The following is a 14,768-nucleotide window of genomic DNA, read 5'->3' as shown; positions in this document are numbered from 1 at the left end:
GGCCGACCCGGCCAGGGCGAGCGCACAGCCCAGGCCCCGGCCAAAGTCACGTCGCGTCAGCCGATGCATGACAGACTCGCAACCATCCGTTCGGCGTGCTGCTCATGCACACGGAAGGTGACAAGCGCATCCTCTAGCAGTGCCTTCAGGGGTTCGACCGTGACCGTCGGGATGAAGCTTTCGGCGACGGTTTGGTTGACGACCTGATGATAGCCCAGCTCGTTCGTCGCATAGGCGCAATCGAAGGCCTTCCCGCTGAGCGCCATCAGCTCCGCACGCTTGGCCTCGGCACCCTCTACAAGAGCTTGGGAAAGGGCGTTGTCCTGCGGGGTCACGTTCAGTTCGGCGATTAGCGCGCCCGCAGCCTCGTTCACCGCCGAATGGTCACGGATCATCGTCAGCGCAAACTCTCGCACCGACTCGTTCTCGGAAATCGCCAGCGCCAAATGGGCATAGCGGATGTCGAGACCGCCGGCGGTGTAGGCGGTGTGGGCGATCTCGAGGTCGTTCATCGGCTCCGCGGCATGGGCAGCGAGACCGCCGCTGGCAAGGGCAAGGCCGAGGGCAAGGGTCATAGTCTTCATCGGTCATTCTCCGTTTCGTGGTTTCGGTTCCTCCGATCTGCCCGAGGATCTCCGGCGTTTGAATGCTGCCAAGTCCGCATTCCATGCTCGATCGTCCGAAGAACTGGACAATCATGGAAACCATGTTAGACCTGCTCAGCGATATCCTCACCCGCTTGTCGCTGCTCGGCACGCTCTAGTTCCGCACCAGCTTCACCGATCCCCAGGGGGTGCGCGTGCCGGCCTTCCGCGACGTGGCGCGCTTTCATTTCGCGCATCGGGTCGAGGCTCCGGTGCGGGTGGCGCGGCTCCCGGTACCGGCGCAGCTGGCTCAAGGCGACCTGACCGCGCTCAAGATGTCCGACCCCTGCAGTACGCCGAGCCGAGCTATCCGGCCGGCGAATGACGTCATGCAACTCCAACTCGACGGAGAAATACATGACCAATCAAGATCCTATTCCCGCCCGCGTGGCCGCACTCAAGACCAAGTCCACGCCAGACCTGAAGCAACAATGGCGCGAATTGCTCGACAGCGAGCCGCCGCCATTCAATCGTCGCTATTTCGAGAGCCAACTGGCGCACCGCGGACAAGAACCATGCCCTTGTCCTAAAGATAACTTGCCAGATCAGCCGCCACGTAAGACGAGCCGTTGTCGCTGAGCAGCTTCCTCTTGTGCACACCGGTAGCGCTGTTGCGGCCTGAAGTGTCCTATGCCAACTCCAGCGTGTCGGTGACATCGCTCGCCTTCATCGTTGTGCAAAGCTTCTGCTTTTGAACTAAGATTTCCACAGGAACTACGGCTTCATGCGGATCCTGCGCACCGTCTTCTACGTGTGCGAGGAACTGCCTCTACCCTCGGGTTCGGACGGGCATGCCCGTCATCTGATTGCGGCATCGCGCGACGACTACAACCAATACCGCCCGCATTCGAGCCTGAGTGGGTTGACACCAAGGGAATAAGCTAACCGGTCCGCCGTGGGCCAAAACCCGAACAGAGCTAACCAGTCAACGCGGGCTCTTTGGGGAGCGGTTCATTTCTCGCGCATCTTTCGCGGTACGTGACGAAGGTTGCGCCCAGTCAGAAGTGAGCCGATTGGACCCAGGCTGCGCCGCCGGGAAGCAGCGAGCGCATCCAGCATATAGCTGAGAGACCCTTATGGCTCACCAAGGCTTGATGCAACAGCCGAGGCAATTGCCAGGTCCTGGACCCCAAGCCCTGTCAGATCCACGACGGAAAGGCTCGCGTCAGCGAAATTTGCCCCCTCCGACTTGCCCGCAAGAATGTCGCAAAGGGACAGATCTGCCATATCTGAAACGCACCCGGCGCGCACGGCGGCGCCGAAATCGCCGTGATGCAGACATTGCGCGTGATTGTCTGTGGCGATGATGGCGGCGCGCGCCAATACCTCGGGGGCCAGTTCGATCTTGCCGGGACTGTCGGCACCCACCGCCACGATATGGAGCCTGTCCGTCAGATCATCCGCGTGAAGCACCGGCGATGTGGCCGGGGTCGTGGTCACGACAATATCCGCAGCATGGCAGAGATCGCGCCCGGTGGATGCGACCGAGACGGTAAAGCCCTTCTCTTCCATGTCAGTGACATAGGTGCGCATGCTCTCGGGAGAGCGCCCTTTCACGATCAGGCGCGAGATCCCGGTCTCGGCACGGATCGCCTCGGCTTGCAGGCGGGCCTGTGTGCCGGTTCCAACGATACCCAGCGTGGCCTCTCGTTCTGCCGGCTTCAGCGGGGCCGCCAGTGCGCCGGCTGCGGCCGTGCGCATCTGGGTCAGCCAGCCCTCGTCCTGCAGGATCGCAACAGGGCGGCCAGTTTCCGAAGACAGGACCAGAACCAGACCATCATTCACCGGCAAGCCCCGGTACGGGTTTCGGTAGAACCCGGTGGCAAGCTTGACGACGAACCACGGCCGGCCTTTGGCCTTGGCCCCCTTGATGTGGCAATCGCCAAGCAGCTCGCCAACCGCTCCCGGAAACAGGAACTGCATCGGCTCGGGCTGGTCGATCAGCCCGTTTGCCATGTCGATGAACCCTTGTCGCACCGCCGCAATGGCAGCGGGCATGTCGATCAGCTCTCGCAATTCGTCCAGTGCCACAATCCTCATGATGCTGCCTCAGGCCCGGAAATCGGCGTAGTGGGTTTCGAAATGCGCACGCATCGCGGCCAAACCGTCTTCGAACACCTGTTCGCGGCCGAAACCGATGCGGAAATGGTTCTGCGGGATCTCGGTCAGCTCCGAAGCATAGATCGCGCCGGGCAATAGAAGCACACCGCTTTCTTCCAGCAGTTTGCAGCAAAACGCATCGCCCCCTTCCGGCCCGACAAAGCGCGGAAAGGCCACGCACCCGCCCAGGGGGCGCGTCCATTCGATCAAGCCCGGGAAATCGGCGAAGAGCCGTTCCAGCGCCACAACGTTTCGGGACAGAAGCGCGTGGTTGCGCGCAAGGATCCGCTCGCGCGCCTTCAGCGCGATCAGGGCCAGCACCTCAGAGGGGCCGGAATTGCAGATCGACAGGTAGTGCTTGTAGCGTTCGACCCGTTGCAGCAAGTCCCTGTCCTGCGCCGCGATCCAGCCGATGCGCAGGCCCGGCAGGCCATAGGCCTTGGACATCACATTGAGCGAAATACCGCGTTCGTAGATATCGGCGATTTGAGGCATCCGGTCGGCGGGGTCGAGTTCGACGCCGCGATAGACCTCGTCGCTCAGGATCCAGATGCCATGCTCGCGGGCAAGGTCGATCAGCGCCTGAAGATCGTCGCGCGGCATCAACATGCCGGTCGGGTTGTGCGGAAAGTTCAGCGATAGCAGCCGCGTGTTCGGGCGGATCGCGGCGCGGATGTCATCAAGATCAACCCGCCAGCCGCCTTTCATCTGCGTCCGGTGCATGGGCACGCCAGTGGCGTCGCAGACCGACAGCGGAATGGTCTCGGCGCTCGGGTAGTTCGGGGTCGGCACGATGGCATGGGACGCGCCATCCAGCAGAACCTTGGACACCGCGTAAAGCCCCTCGCCCGCGCCCGCGAGGCACAGGATATTCTCGGCCGCCAGTCCGTCATAGGTTGCCGCGATTTCCGCCCGCAGGGCGGGCGCCCCCCATGTCTCGGTACAGCCGAGCCAGAGCTTTTCATAGGCGTCCCGATCTTCGGGTGTGGCAAGCGCCAACAGGTCCGGCACCGACATGCTTTCCAGGTCCTAGGCCGTCATGTGGTGGCGGGCGGTGAATTCCCATTCCGAGAAGAACACTTCCAGGCCGAAATCGCGCATCGGGCGGGGTGCCGTCATCGAGTGGTCCTTCCTTCAGGTCTTTTTCGTATCGTCCACGATTTTCATCGTGGCAAGGCCGCTATTGCCCAATTCCACGGCCGCGAATGGTCCGCCGTGGCACGTGTTACCGGGGTCGCGCGGGTCCAGCGGAGGCGTCTCAGCCAGGATCTGTTCGGCGAATTGCTCGGCATTGTCCTTCGGGCGATAGCCAAGGAAGCTGGCCTTGCTGTTGTCCACCGGGCAGCGGTCGTTGTTGGAAACCCCGTAAACAACGGCGAACCCGGTCACCGGTGTTTCGATGCTGCGCTGCACCAGCTGGATCAGGTCATCATAGGACAGCCAAGACCCAAGCGCGCGGGCACTGGTGACCTGCGCACAGGAGAGGATGCGCATATGCACGCTTTCCAGCCCGCGCTTGTCCCAGTAAAGCGATCCCAGATCCTCGGCGAAACACTTGGCCAGCCCGTAAAAGGTATCGGGGCGATGGCGAACCTCGGTGTCGATGAAATCGGTCTTGGGGTACATTCCGACAGCGTGGATGGAACTGCCATAGACCACCCGCCGCAATCCGTTGCGCGCCGCGGCCTCCCAGATGTTGTAGGCGCCGATGAAATTCGGCCCCAAAAGCTTCTCGAACGGCCCTTCGTCCGCATAGGCGCCCATATGCACGACCATGTCGGCGCCTTCCAGCGCGCGCATCATGTCGTCAAGGCTGGCAAGATCCGCCTTAGCATAGGTTTCGCCGTCATAAAGCGTGCCGATATCGTCCGCGATGTCGGTCGAGACAAGCTGGTCGCACATCATGGTCAGCGGTTCGCGCAAGTAAGAGCCAAGCCGCCCGGCGGCACCTGTCAGGACGAGTTTCTTCATCAGTTGGATTCCTTTTCAAGTTGGGCTACCGCTGACGCAATGCCGGTCATAGCATAGGCCTTGGAAACGCCGTTGACCGTCAGCGTGCGGTCCTTGAGGTCCGAGTTGATCGCAGCGAAAGAGCGGAACTTGCGCCCGTTGCACAGGATGTGTTCATCGATTTCGTCCGACAGGATCATCACCTGCGGATGGTCGGCCAGCACCACGCCCAAGCTGCGCAGATCGTCGTCGGAGTAAACGGCGCCGGCCGGGTTGGAGGGCAGGTTCAGTATGATCCAGCGCGTGCGCGCCGTGATGGCGCGGACAAGATCTCCGAGTTGTAACCGAAACCTGTTTTCGGCCACGCAAGGGATCGTGACGGGCCTGCCGCCAAGGATCAGAACGATATCCTTGTATTGGCCGAAATAGGGCGCGCAGAGCAGGACCTCGTCGCCGTCCTCCAGCGTGGCCCTCATCGCGTTGAAGATCACCTGCTTGGCGCCGTTGGCGACGATGAACTCGTCAACGCCATGGGCGAGATCTTTCTCACGACGCAGCTTGTCGGCCACCGCCTTGCGTAGTGCCAGCGTGCCGCTGGTGGGCGGGTATTTCGTCTGTCCAGCCATGTCAGCAGCATGGGCGGCGTGCTTGATGTGTTCGGGCGTGTCGAAATCCCGCTCGCCGAGCCCGAGGTCAATCACGTCCTCGCCGCGCGAACGGGCCTCATTCGCCGCCTGACTGACCCAGGCTGACGCCGAAGGCTTGACCGGATCCAGCCGCGACGACAGCGCGATCATGCCATGCCTCCGCGCACCTGCGCCAGCAGCGCGTCGGCGCCGCTGGCCAGGATCGAGGCATCGGTGCCGCAGGCCACAAATGTAAAGCCCTCGTTCAAAAGCTCGGTTGCAAAGCCCGGGTCCAACACCAGCGTTCCGACCGGCACGCCCTTGGCGATCAGCTTTTGCGCCGCCGGTTTGATCAGCGCCCAGACCTCGGGGTCCATCGGCTTGCCAAGCTTGCCGATGTCGGCCGCGATATCCGCCGGGCCGAAGAAGATGCCCGAGACGCCATCGACATCGGCAATCGCCTCGGCCTGTTCAACGGCCGCACGGGTTTCCAGCTGCAGCAGCACCGCCGTTTCCGCCTCGACGCGCGCCGTATAGTCGCTAATCCGCCCGAACTTGGTCGCCCGCGTCGCGCCAGAGACACCACGGGTCCCGTTGGGCGGATAGCGCGTGGCGGCCACCGCGCGGCGCGCTTCCTCGACCGTCTGGATCATCGGAAACAAGAGCCCCGGCGCGCCCAGATCCATTAGCCGCTTGACCGCCACCGGGTCGTTCCATTCGACACGCACGATGGCGGTTGTGTCGCTGGCGGCAAAAGCCTGAAGCTGCCCCAGAGTGCTGAAATAGTCGTTCGGGCTGTGTTCCATGTCGATCAGCGCCCAGTCATAGCCCGCGGGCGCTACGACCTCGGCCGAAAAATTGCTGGCAAGGCTGATCCACAGGCCGACCTGTTTGCGCCCCGCCGTGAGCGCCGCTGTAAAGGGATTGGCGGCAAGCTGCATCAGATGATGGCCTTTTCAATGATCGGGCAGTAGTTGGGGATGCGCTCGTAGTTGAAGGGCGTCAGGTCAAGCGCCCGATAGCCGCCATAGGTGATCCATTCCGCCGTACCGCGCCCCATCGCAGGGGATTGTTGCAGCCCGTGGCCGGAGAATCCGTTGAGGAAGAGGAAGTTCTCCACCTTCGTGTGCGGCCCCAAGATTGCGTTGTGATCGAAGGTGTTCATGGCGTAATGCCCGGCCCATTCGGATTGCACCTTGATCGCCTCAAACTGCGGGATTCGGGTGGCAAGGATCGGCCAGACGTGGTTTTCCCACAGCGAGAAATCCATCGCGAAATCGTCGTAGTCCACCGCCGGGTCGATCTCGGAATGGCCGCCGCACTGATAGGTGCCGCCGCCGTTTTCGCGCACATGCACGCCGGATGGGTCGATGGTCAGCGGCAGATCCATCTCCAGCGGCTGTTCGGCCTTGAAAATCCAGGAATAGCGCTTGCGCGGCTCCACCGGGGTCTCGATGCCGGCCATGGCTGCGGTGCGCGCCGCTCTCGGGCCCGAGGCGTTGACCACATGGCCGCAGGCAATTACCTCGCCCGATTTCAGCGTGACGCTGCCCACACGCGTGCCGGCGGGGTTGAGCGTCATCGCCACGACCTCGTTCTCGACATATTCCACGCCGCGTTCGCGCGAGGACCGTCGCCACCAGTCGAACACGGCCGACCCGTCCCAGAAGCCCTCGTCCACCGTGTTGATCGAGCCCAGCACGATGTCATCGACATTGTAGAAGGGATAGGCGGCCCTGATCTGGTCGGGCGTCATCAACTGCGTGCCTGCCCCCGCCGCGACCTGAACCTTGTGGCTTTCACGCAGGACATTGGCGAAGGCGTCATTGTCGGCCAGATACATGTAGCCGAAATTGCGGATGCTGAGTTCCGGCACCCGTTCGTCACCGCCCAAGTAGCTGCGCAGGTTCTTGACAAAATCCGCCGCGAACTGGCTGATCCGCACGTTGAGCTCGGCCGAGAACTGCTGGCGCATGCAGCTGTTGGTGTGGGCTGTTGAGCAGGCCTGGTAGGTCGTGTCGCGTTCCACCACCAGAACCGAGCCGTCGAAATCCTTGTTGTCGCTTAGAAACCAGGCGGTCGAGGCCCCCATGATCGCCCCGCCGACAATCACTACGTCATACTGGGCCTGTTTCGGGCTTTGCGTTTGTCCGGCCATCAGGCGATCTCCCCTTTTGCGACGGCATCCTCGACCGCCTTGATGTCATCGGCCGTCAGGCCGTAATCCCGCGCTGCGGTTTCCGCCGAGATGTATCCCCGCGCCAGATCGCGCAGGACCATATCCCGTGGCCGCTCGGCAGGGTAGCCATAGCCCGCGCCACCAGGGAAAGCCATCACGACGCGGCGCCCGTGGGGCACGAACTGCTTACCCTTGCCGCGCATCGGCGTGCCATCGTCCAGCGCGATGGTGGTGCAGGCCCCGGCCATGCCCCCGCGCCGCCCGCGCGCGGGATGTTCGACCCGATCGAACATCGCCTGGATGTCGAACTCGTGGCCTTCCATTGCGCCGACCTCCATGTATTGGCCCAGCCCGCCACGCGCCTTGCCCGCACCGCCGCTGTCGGGGCGTAGCTCCTTGCGCCAAATGATCACGGGCCCCGCGTGTTCCGTTGCCTCGATCGGCATGGTCATCACGCCCGAAGGGAAGGCGGTTGCATTAAGCCCGTCCAGCTCAGGCCGCGCGCCGGAGCCACCGGAATTGAAGGTCAGCACCTCGGCGCGCCGTGCGTCGACTAGAGTCGGCGCGTCAGAGCGCGGGCGCAGCGAGACTTGAAAATTACACAGGCATCCAGCCCCTTCGGCAGGCACCAGACCCGGCACGATCTTGTCGAATGCGTCATAGACCGTGTCCGGCACGAAGTGACCGACGATGTGGCGCAGCGCGACGGGTGCGGGGTGCAGCGCGTTGACGATGGTATTTTCCGGGGCCGTGATCTCGAACGGGGCCAATGAGGCTGCGTTGTTGGGGATCGAGGGCGCAATGGCGACCTTCAGCGCATAACACGCATAGGCCTTGGCATAGACCAGCGGGCAGTTGATGCCCTTCTTGTCGAGCCCTGAGGAGCCGGTGAAATCCGACACGATGCGGTCTTCGTGCACCGTGACGCGGACTTTCAGCGTGATCGGCGCGTCGAACCCGTCCACCGTCATTTCGCCTTCGGCGGATTTTCGTGGCAGGGCGGCAATGGCTTCCAGCGTGGCGCGGCGCGAGTTTTCAAGGATGAACGCCGCGATGCCATCCAGATCATCCAGATCGAACTCGGTCATCATGTCTATCAGGCGGCGGTGGCCGATCTCGTTGCAGGTGGCCAGCGCGTAGATGTCGCCGATCAGCTGGTCGGGTTCGCGCACATTGCCGCGAATGATCCGCACCAGCGTTTCGTCCACCTCGCCCCGCTCGGCGAATTTCATGATCGGGATATAAAGCCCTTCTTCATAGACGCTGGCCGCGTCCGCTCCGAAGCCGCGCCCACCGATATCGACGATATGCGCGGTGCAGGCGAAGAACCCTACCGGCACGCCGTTGTGGAACGACGGCGTGACCATGGTGATGTCGTGCAGGTGGCCGGTGCCCTCCCACGGGTCGTTGGTGATGTAGACATCGCCCTCGAATATGTTCTGCCGCCCGATGCGGCGGATGAAATGCGCCACGGCGTCAGCCATCGCGTTGACATGCCCCGGGGTGCCGGTGACGGCCTGCGCCAGCATGTTGCCGTGGGTGTCATAGACCCCGGCGGACAGGTCGCCGGCCTCCCGGACGGAGGTCGAAAAGGCCGTGCGCACCAGCGCCTGCGCCTGTTCCTCGACCACCGAGATCAGCCGGTTCCACATGACCTGATAGGCGACCTTTGAATGTTGCTTTGTCATGTCGGCGCTCCTTACCCCTTGGTCACGACGTCGATGCAGCCGTCGGGCTGGCAGATCGCGTCGCGGCTTGCGGGAACGATGATGGTGGTTTCGGCCTCGGTCACGGCGGCGGGGCCGTTGGCGCGCTGGCCGGTCTGCATGGTCACCCGGTCGATGACCTGGGCCTCGACGAAGGCCCCGGACGCGGCATCGAACACCCGGCGCTGGCCTTGCGCGACGGCGGTGCTTTCGCCGGCCGATGCGGCCACAGGCGCGACGGCTTCAGGCGGTGTGGTCGCATTGACCGACCAGACGGTGATCTCGACATCCAGACCCGCGACCGTGCGGCCGAAGAGCTTGGCATAGTCCTCTTCGAAGCGTGCCAGGAAGGTGGCAGCATCGGGATTAATGGCCTGTTCTTCCGTCAGCGCGATGGGAATTTCCCAGCCCTGTCCGGCATACCGCATGTAGACCTTGAACTCCGAAAGGATCTCCGAGGTCTCGTCGCAAGTCCGCACGAAGCCCGTGACCTCGGATTTCAGCTCTGTCAGCAGCGCTTTGATCCGCGCGGGGTCAAAACCGCTGAGTTTCATGTAGACCGAGCGGTTGGCCTCGTAGCTGTAGGGCGCGCGCAGGAACCCGATGGCCGAACCGACCCCGGCACCGGGCGGCACGATCAGGCGGTCGACACCGAGCTTTTCGCACAAACGCCCGGCATGGAGCGGCGCCGCACCGCCAAAGGCTATCATGGTGTATTCCGACAGATCCTCGCCATTCTCGACCGCGTGAACACGGGCCGCGTTGGCCATGTTCTCGTCCACGACCTCGGCCACGCCAAAGGCGGCCTCGATGGTGTCCATCGACAGCGTGTCGCCGACATGGGCGGTCAGCGCCGTTTGCGATTGGTCGGGGTGCAGTTTGATCGCCCCACCAGCGAAATTGTCCGGGTCCAGCTTGCCCAGAACAAGGTCTGCGTCCGTGACCGCAGGCCGCGTGCCACCGCGCCCATAACAGGCCGGGCCGGGTTCGGAGCCCGCGCTCTCGGGCCCGACTCGGATCTGGCGCATGTCGTCCACATGGGCCAACGAACCTCCGCCCGCACCAATCTCCACCATGTCGATCACCGGGATCGAGATCGGCATGCCGGACCCCTTCTTGAACCGGTAGGTCCGCGCGACCTCGAACACACGGCTGGTCTTGGGCGTCTGGTTCTTGATCAGGCAGATCTTGGCGGTCGTGCCGCCCATGTCAAAGCTCAGCACCTTGTCGATGCCGTAGCGCGCGGCGATATGGGCGGCAAAGACCGCGCCCCCCGCCGGACCGCTTTCCACCAACCGCACCGGGAAATCGGCGGCGTTCTGAAGCGAGATGATGCCGCCGCCCGAATGCATCAGGAAGACGAGGCATTTTACGCCTTCGCCGCGCAAACCCTCTTCCAGCCGGCCGAGGTAGGAGGCCATCAGCGGCTTGATATAGGCGTTCGCCACCACCGTGTTGAACCGTTCGTATTCACGCATCTGCGGGCTGACCTCGGACGAGATCGACACCGAGACATGCGGCAGGCGCTCGGTGAGAACCTCGCGCACCATCTGCTCATGCGCCGGGTTCAGGTAGGAATGGATGAGGCCCACCGCGACGCTTTCGAAACCCGCCTTTTCGATCCGCGCGGCCAGCGCCTCGACCTCGGCGCGGTCCAGAGGCACCATGACCTCACCACGCGCGTTCACCCGTTCATTCACGGTAAACCGGGACTGCCGCGGCAAGAGCGGCTCTGGCAGGGTCAGGTTCAGATCGTATTGCTCGAACCGGCTTTCGGTGCGCATTTCAATCACGTCGCGGAAGCCTTGCGTGGTGATCAGCGCCGTTCTGGCCCCGCGCCGCTCGATCAGCGCGTTGGTGGCCAGCGTCGTGCCGTGGATGATCTGCCCGATCTCACCGGGCGTGATGCCGGCCCTGGCGCAGACCTGGTGCATCCCGTCGATGATCGCGTTTTCGGGCGCGGTATAGGTGGTCAGCACCTTGGTGGAAAAGATGTTATCCCCTTTTTCAAGCACGACATCCGTGAACGTTCCCCCAATATCCGCGCCAAGCCGGATCGCACGCCTGTTCATCCCGTGTTTCCTTTCGACCAACCAGAGCAAGCGGCGGCGGGGATCGACCCCGCTCGGCCCTCGGTGCCCAGTCTTAGGGCCTGCTGAGGAAAACGAAAAATTGGAATTTTTTCTTGTTGTGGTTATGTTGTGTTATCCTTGGCCGCCTCGGCCGTCAGCCGGGCGAGTTCGGCGGCATAGCGCACGAACCGCGGCACGCGCCGGTCGTCATAGCGCGCAAAGACTTGCAAGGGGCTGGGCGTCCAGTCGCAGTTGAGTTCGACCAGCCGGCCCTCGGCAACAGCCTCCTGCACGATCGCCCTGGGCAACAGCGCGATGCCCATCCCGTCCACCGCCATCGGCAGGCAGGACGCAAGGCTGCTAGAGTGCACAACCCGATCGCGCGACAGGCCGTTGTGATCGGCAATTTCGGCCAGCTCACGCACGGCCACGGTGTGCCGCGCATGGGTCAGGACAGGATGGGCAAACAGGTCGGCGAGCCCGATATTGCCGCCAATACCTTGTGCCATTTCCGGCGTGGCAACCCAGACGTAGCTGTAACTGCCAAGCGGGATCGTCCCGCGCAATTCGCTGGAAAATGGTGCTGTCTGCAGCGCCAAATCCAGTTGCCCGCTGACAAGGCCACGGTCGATTTCGCGCGACAGATCAACTTCTAGTTCAACGCTGACCGATGCATAAGACGCCCTGAACGCGCGCAGAAAGTCGTGCAGCCATGTGCAGGCGATCAGCTCGGTTACGCCCAGGCGCATCCGCTCCCTGATCAGATCCCGCCGGTTGGCCTGTTCGAGAAACGCCTCGCCTGCCAAAATCACCTGTCGGGCCGCCTCGACCAGCGTCTCCCCGGTTTTCGTCAGCCGGACCGATCCCGCATCCCGGTGCATCAGAACGACCCCGAGAGACTTCTCCAGCGCCGAAATCCGCGCCGAGACATTCGGCTGTGTTGTTCCTAGTGCCGCCGCCGCCTTGCGAAACGTTCCGGTGTCGACCACCAGGACGAAAGCTTCCAATTGTTTGATGGTGATCCGACTTTTTATCATGCGGCTCTCAAGGATAAGAAAAATCTATCCTCATTTTGGCAGATTGACGCCGGAAGGGGAACGGTTCGGCCCGCTCGCGCGATATGGGGGCTGCGAGGGCTCCTTGATCACCATGCCAGTCAGCACTGTTTGATGTGTCCATGTGTTGGCGAAGGAGGGATCTTTGAACGTTTCGTGGAACTAGGCGCAGAACTGGTTCTCACCACCCTTCAGTGGGACGAGGCGTTTGACATAGGTTCTGACACATTGACGGACGTTAACGACGACGATTACCAACCACCGTTCCCACTAACCGCGAAGCTGGAAAAGCTAACGATAAAAATCGACCGGCCCCAGTTGAGTCAAGCCGACATTCAAAAGCTCGAAGACGCGATGCAAAGAGCAAGCGACCTGTTGGCTCAAAGGGTTGAGAGGTTGCCTACTTGCTTGAATCGGGCAGTGGAAAACCGGATGGTATATTTGTCCGCTTCGTCCGAAAAGTAGACGTTCAAGCAAGTTGCCGCGAATGGCCGCTTCGAGCCCAAACTCGACCATATTTATCTGGGCGTAAGGCTGTCAGAGCGAGAGACGAAAGTGGGTGCCAGTTCGTTTACAGCACAAGATGTCTCCAAACGCGCCCCCCAATCCCGGTATTGTATGAGCCTTGCGGGTTATCGTAGATCAGAACTAGCTGCTTCAGACTTTTGAAACACCAGCAAGGTCATAAAAACACCGCCAATTAGCATTGTGTGAGCCGCAGCCGTTACGCCAAAAACAAAGTAGCTTCCAACCATGAGCGAAAAGATAGCGCTCCACATCCAGGCCAGCATTTGCATCAGCAAATGGGCGGTGGGAAGGGACTGGTTTTTTAGAGGATTCTTAGTTTCGTTCATTACTGAATCCCACGTTGATTTAACGTCCAATCTATTAGTCATGTTTCTACTCCCATTACCTTTATCAATGACCCAACTGGAAACGCTTAGGCGTCTCTAGAACCCGCGCTGGCGATGAGAAAAGGTATTGGCCGACAACGCGGTCCACAGTGTGTGGTAATACTGGAGATACGTGCCAAAAGCGTTAGCGGACCAATATAGGCTCAGCTCCGCTGAAAAAGATTGAAGCATTTGCTATGCAGCAACGCCCAAACCGTCTTAGCCCCAAGGGCAGTTTTGTCCGCAACTCGGACATAGACCCGATTTTGCTGAACGACCGGTCCTGGTGAAAGCAGACATCGCTCAGCATCGCCCCGATTTCGTCGGCTCGAACGTCTGCTTCTGGCCGAAAACGTCAATGTTGAAAACTTTGTACGCGCCGAGTCGGATTTCAATATCCTGGGCAACATGCAGACCTTCGGCTTTAGCGTGGGTGAGTTGCATCACCTGCGCGAACCTACGACCACCGAAGACCAGCCGACCATCCGGATGAATCAGGATACCCTGTATTCCGGAATTGTGCTGGACCTGTCAAAGCCTGTGGAGATCACACTGCCCGACCTGGGCGGGCGGTATCAGTCCCTGCATTTGGTCAATCAGGATCACTATATGTTCGCTGAGGCCCAACCCGGAACCTACAGGCTGACCGAAGACAAAGTCGGCACCCGCTTTGCCCTCGTGGCCTTCCGCACATTCGTTGATGTCACCAACCCAGACGACATCGCAAAGGCCCATGCAGCGCAGGACGCGATCGTGACAAGCGGCGGTGGCAAAGGACCCTACGAGGCACCAGATTGGAATCTGGACAACCTTGGGGTCGCGCGCAAGGCGCTGAGTGATGTCGCGGTGCTTGGCTTTGATTCAAGATATGCGTTTGGAACCGAAGACGAGACACGGCCCATTGACCACCTTGTTGGCGCTGCCGCGGGTTGGGGCGGACTGCCTTTCACTGCCGCGTCTTATGTAATCGCCAGCGTTGCCGAAAATGATGGCGCAACCCCGCATGCTGTGACGGTAAAGGATGTACCAGTAGACGCGTTCTGGTCCATCACCATCTACAATGCAGACGGTTATCTGGAACCCAACGATATGGGTGTGAACAGTTATAACAACTTCACTGCAACACCTGACAATGATGGGGCCTACCCGATCCATTTTGGTGGCTGTGACGATGATCGCGTCAACTGTATCCCGATTTCGCCCGGCTGGAACTACACAGTCCGCTTGTATGAGCCACGCGCCGAGATCCTGGACGGCAACTGGACGTTCCCGGCTTTCGAAGCCGTGGATTGAGATAGGCTCGGCCCAAAGTCGTAGCTCAATGCTGACATTTTCGGCGTTCGTCACCATGATCGGCCTTGGGCCGGAAGTGGTAGTTGGACTGGCTTGAATGAAGGTCCGTTCCGTCCGCATAGCGGTCGTCCACACCGAGTGCAGCGAACGTCTGTTTCGAGCCCAAATCCGGACGTTCAGATTCAGCACAAAGCAAGATGCTGTTGAGCGCAAAACTATGAATGTGACTTCAACTGGAAACACGAATAAC

The 14,768-nt window shown here is 61.4% G+C and carries 13 protein-coding genes and 3 pseudogenes; 3 read left to right on the top strand and 13 right to left on the bottom strand.

The window, feature by feature from the left end:
• Positions 1-56 precede the first annotated feature (56 nt).
• Together AC2FLP_RS06655 and AC2FLP_RS06650 are read right to left on the bottom strand one after the other, a co-directional pair.
• The gene (locus AC2FLP_RS06655) at positions 57-584 is read right to left on the bottom strand and encodes a DUF4142 domain-containing protein (RefSeq protein ID WP_299899359.1); all 528 of its coding nucleotides are present in this window, start codon (positions 582-584) and stop codon (positions 57-59) included.
• Between the two features lie 125 nt (positions 585-709).
• Positions 710-841 carry a hypothetical protein gene (locus tag AC2FLP_RS06650; protein WP_366140776.1) on the bottom strand — a complete coding sequence of 44 codons (132 nt, stop codon included), beginning with the start codon at positions 839-841 and terminating at the stop codon, positions 710-712.
• A gap of 160 nt (positions 842-1,001) precedes the next feature.
• Here AC2FLP_RS06650 and AC2FLP_RS06645 point away from each other — a divergent pair.
• Positions 1,002-1,157, top strand: a pseudogene (locus tag AC2FLP_RS06645) (DUF2924 domain-containing protein); the annotation flags it as partial.
• 16 nt (positions 1,158-1,173) lie between these two features.
• Here the strand turns inward: AC2FLP_RS06645 and AC2FLP_RS06640 are convergent.
• Positions 1,174-1,329: pseudogene (locus AC2FLP_RS06640) on the bottom strand (IS3 family transposase); the annotation flags it as partial.
• A 105-nt stretch (positions 1,330-1,434) separates the two neighbouring features.
• Between AC2FLP_RS06640 and AC2FLP_RS06635 the strand changes: the two are divergent.
• Positions 1,435-1,524, top strand: a pseudogene (locus AC2FLP_RS06635) (integrase core domain-containing protein); the annotation flags it as partial.
• Positions 1,525-1,718: 194 nt separating this feature from the next.
• Here the strand turns inward: AC2FLP_RS06635 and AC2FLP_RS06630 are convergent.
• The 10 genes from AC2FLP_RS06630 to AC2FLP_RS06585 all read right to left on the bottom strand — a co-directional run bounded on the left by AC2FLP_RS06630 (position 1,719) and on the right by AC2FLP_RS06585 (position 13,228).
• On the bottom strand, positions 1,719-2,684 hold the full coding sequence (locus AC2FLP_RS06630; protein ID WP_496682377.1) for a Rossmann-fold NAD(P)-binding domain-containing protein: 966 nt from the start codon (positions 2,682-2,684) through the stop codon (positions 1,719-1,721).
• A gap of 9 nt (positions 2,685-2,693) precedes the next feature.
• A complete protein-coding gene (locus tag AC2FLP_RS06625; protein ID WP_496682374.1) occupies positions 2,694-3,761 on the bottom strand; it encodes an aminotransferase class I/II-fold pyridoxal phosphate-dependent enzyme in 1,068 nt (355 codons plus the stop codon).
• Positions 3,762-3,878: 117 nt separating this feature from the next.
• Entirely contained in the window at positions 3,879-4,715 is an 837-nt protein-coding gene (locus AC2FLP_RS06620) for an NAD-dependent epimerase/dehydratase family protein (protein WP_496682371.1), read from the bottom strand.
• A complete protein-coding gene (locus AC2FLP_RS06615; protein WP_496682369.1) occupies positions 4,715-5,491 on the bottom strand; it encodes an aminotransferase class I/II-fold pyridoxal phosphate-dependent enzyme in 777 nt (258 codons plus the stop codon). The genes AC2FLP_RS06620 and AC2FLP_RS06615 overlap by 1 nt, the downstream gene beginning before the upstream one ends.
• Positions 5,488-6,261, bottom strand: a complete 774-nt coding sequence (locus tag AC2FLP_RS06610; RefSeq protein ID WP_496682366.1) for an HpcH/HpaI aldolase family protein — start codon at positions 6,259-6,261, stop codon at positions 5,488-5,490. Before AC2FLP_RS06610 ends, AC2FLP_RS06615 begins: the two co-directional genes overlap by 4 nt.
• Positions 6,261-7,478 (bottom strand): NAD(P)/FAD-dependent oxidoreductase, encoded by a 1,218-nt coding sequence (locus tag AC2FLP_RS06605; RefSeq protein WP_299899371.1) that lies wholly within the window; start codon positions 7,476-7,478, stop codon positions 6,261-6,263. Before AC2FLP_RS06605 ends, AC2FLP_RS06610 begins: the two co-directional genes overlap by 1 nt.
• Positions 7,478-9,187 (bottom strand): hydantoinase B/oxoprolinase family protein, encoded by a 1,710-nt coding sequence (locus AC2FLP_RS06600; RefSeq protein WP_117870627.1) that lies wholly within the window; start codon positions 9,185-9,187, stop codon positions 7,478-7,480. Before AC2FLP_RS06600 ends, AC2FLP_RS06605 begins: the two co-directional genes overlap by 1 nt.
• Before the next feature lie 11 nt (positions 9,188-9,198).
• Positions 9,199-11,277, bottom strand: a complete 2,079-nt coding sequence (locus tag AC2FLP_RS06595) for a hydantoinase/oxoprolinase family protein (RefSeq protein WP_299899375.1) — start codon at positions 11,275-11,277, stop codon at positions 9,199-9,201.
• A gap of 122 nt (positions 11,278-11,399) precedes the next feature.
• Entirely contained in the window at positions 11,400-12,314 is a 915-nt protein-coding gene (locus tag AC2FLP_RS06590) for a LysR family transcriptional regulator (RefSeq protein ID WP_117870632.1), read from the bottom strand.
• A 650-nt stretch (positions 12,315-12,964) separates the two neighbouring features.
• Positions 12,965-13,228 carry a hypothetical protein gene (locus AC2FLP_RS06585; RefSeq protein ID WP_117870636.1) on the bottom strand — a complete coding sequence of 88 codons (264 nt, stop codon included), beginning with the start codon at positions 13,226-13,228 and terminating at the stop codon, positions 12,965-12,967.
• A gap of 405 nt (positions 13,229-13,633) precedes the next feature.
• Between AC2FLP_RS06585 and AC2FLP_RS06580 the strand changes: the two genes are divergently transcribed.
• Positions 13,634-14,518, top strand: a complete 885-nt coding sequence (locus AC2FLP_RS06580; RefSeq protein ID WP_496682362.1) for a DUF1254 domain-containing protein — start codon at positions 13,634-13,636, stop codon at positions 14,516-14,518.
• Positions 14,519-14,768 lie beyond the last annotated feature (250 nt).

The organism is Ruegeria sp. CDSA141, from assembly GCF_059612005.1.
The sequence above is the reverse complement of the archived record's forward strand: the minus strand, read 5'-3'. Positions and strand labels throughout refer to the sequence as shown.

Excerpts from the sequence above, each read along its gene's own strand:
- AC2FLP_RS06655 (WP_299899359.1), bottom strand. The coding sequence starts at position 584 with ATGAAGACTATGACCCTTGCCCTCGGCCTTGCCCTTGCCAGCGGCGGT.
- AC2FLP_RS06650 (WP_366140776.1), bottom strand. The coding sequence starts at position 841 with ATGCGCGAAATGAAAGCGCGCCACGTCGCGGAAGGCCGGCACGCGCAC.
- AC2FLP_RS06630 (WP_496682377.1), bottom strand. The coding sequence starts at position 2,684 with ATGAGGATTGTGGCACTGGACGAATTGCGAGAGCTGATCGACATGCCC.
- AC2FLP_RS06625 (WP_496682374.1), bottom strand. The coding sequence starts at position 3,761 with ATGTCGGTGCCGGACCTGTTGGCGCTTGCCACACCCGAAGATCGGGAC.
- AC2FLP_RS06620 (WP_496682371.1), bottom strand. The coding sequence starts at position 4,715 with ATGAAGAAACTCGTCCTGACAGGTGCCGCCGGGCGGCTTGGCTCTTAC.
- AC2FLP_RS06615 (WP_496682369.1), bottom strand. The coding sequence starts at position 5,491 with ATGATCGCGCTGTCGTCGCGGCTGGATCCGGTCAAGCCTTCGGCGTCA.
- AC2FLP_RS06610 (WP_496682366.1), bottom strand. The coding sequence starts at position 6,261 with ATGCAGCTTGCCGCCAATCCCTTTACAGCGGCGCTCACGGCGGGGCGC.
- AC2FLP_RS06605 (WP_299899371.1), bottom strand. The coding sequence starts at position 7,478 with ATGGCCGGACAAACGCAAAGCCCGAAACAGGCCCAGTATGACGTAGTG.
- AC2FLP_RS06600 (WP_117870627.1), bottom strand. The coding sequence starts at position 9,187 with ATGACAAAGCAACATTCAAAGGTCGCCTATCAGGTCATGTGGAACCGG.
- AC2FLP_RS06595 (WP_299899375.1), bottom strand. The coding sequence starts at position 11,277 with ATGAACAGGCGTGCGATCCGGCTTGGCGCGGATATTGGGGGAACGTTC.
- AC2FLP_RS06590 (WP_117870632.1), bottom strand. The coding sequence starts at position 12,314 with ATGATAAAAAGTCGGATCACCATCAAACAATTGGAAGCTTTCGTCCTG.
- AC2FLP_RS06585 (WP_117870636.1), bottom strand. The coding sequence starts at position 13,228 with ATGACTAATAGATTGGACGTTAAATCAACGTGGGATTCAGTAATGAAC.
- AC2FLP_RS06580 (WP_496682362.1), top strand. The coding sequence starts at position 13,634 with ATGCAGACCTTCGGCTTTAGCGTGGGTGAGTTGCATCACCTGCGCGAA.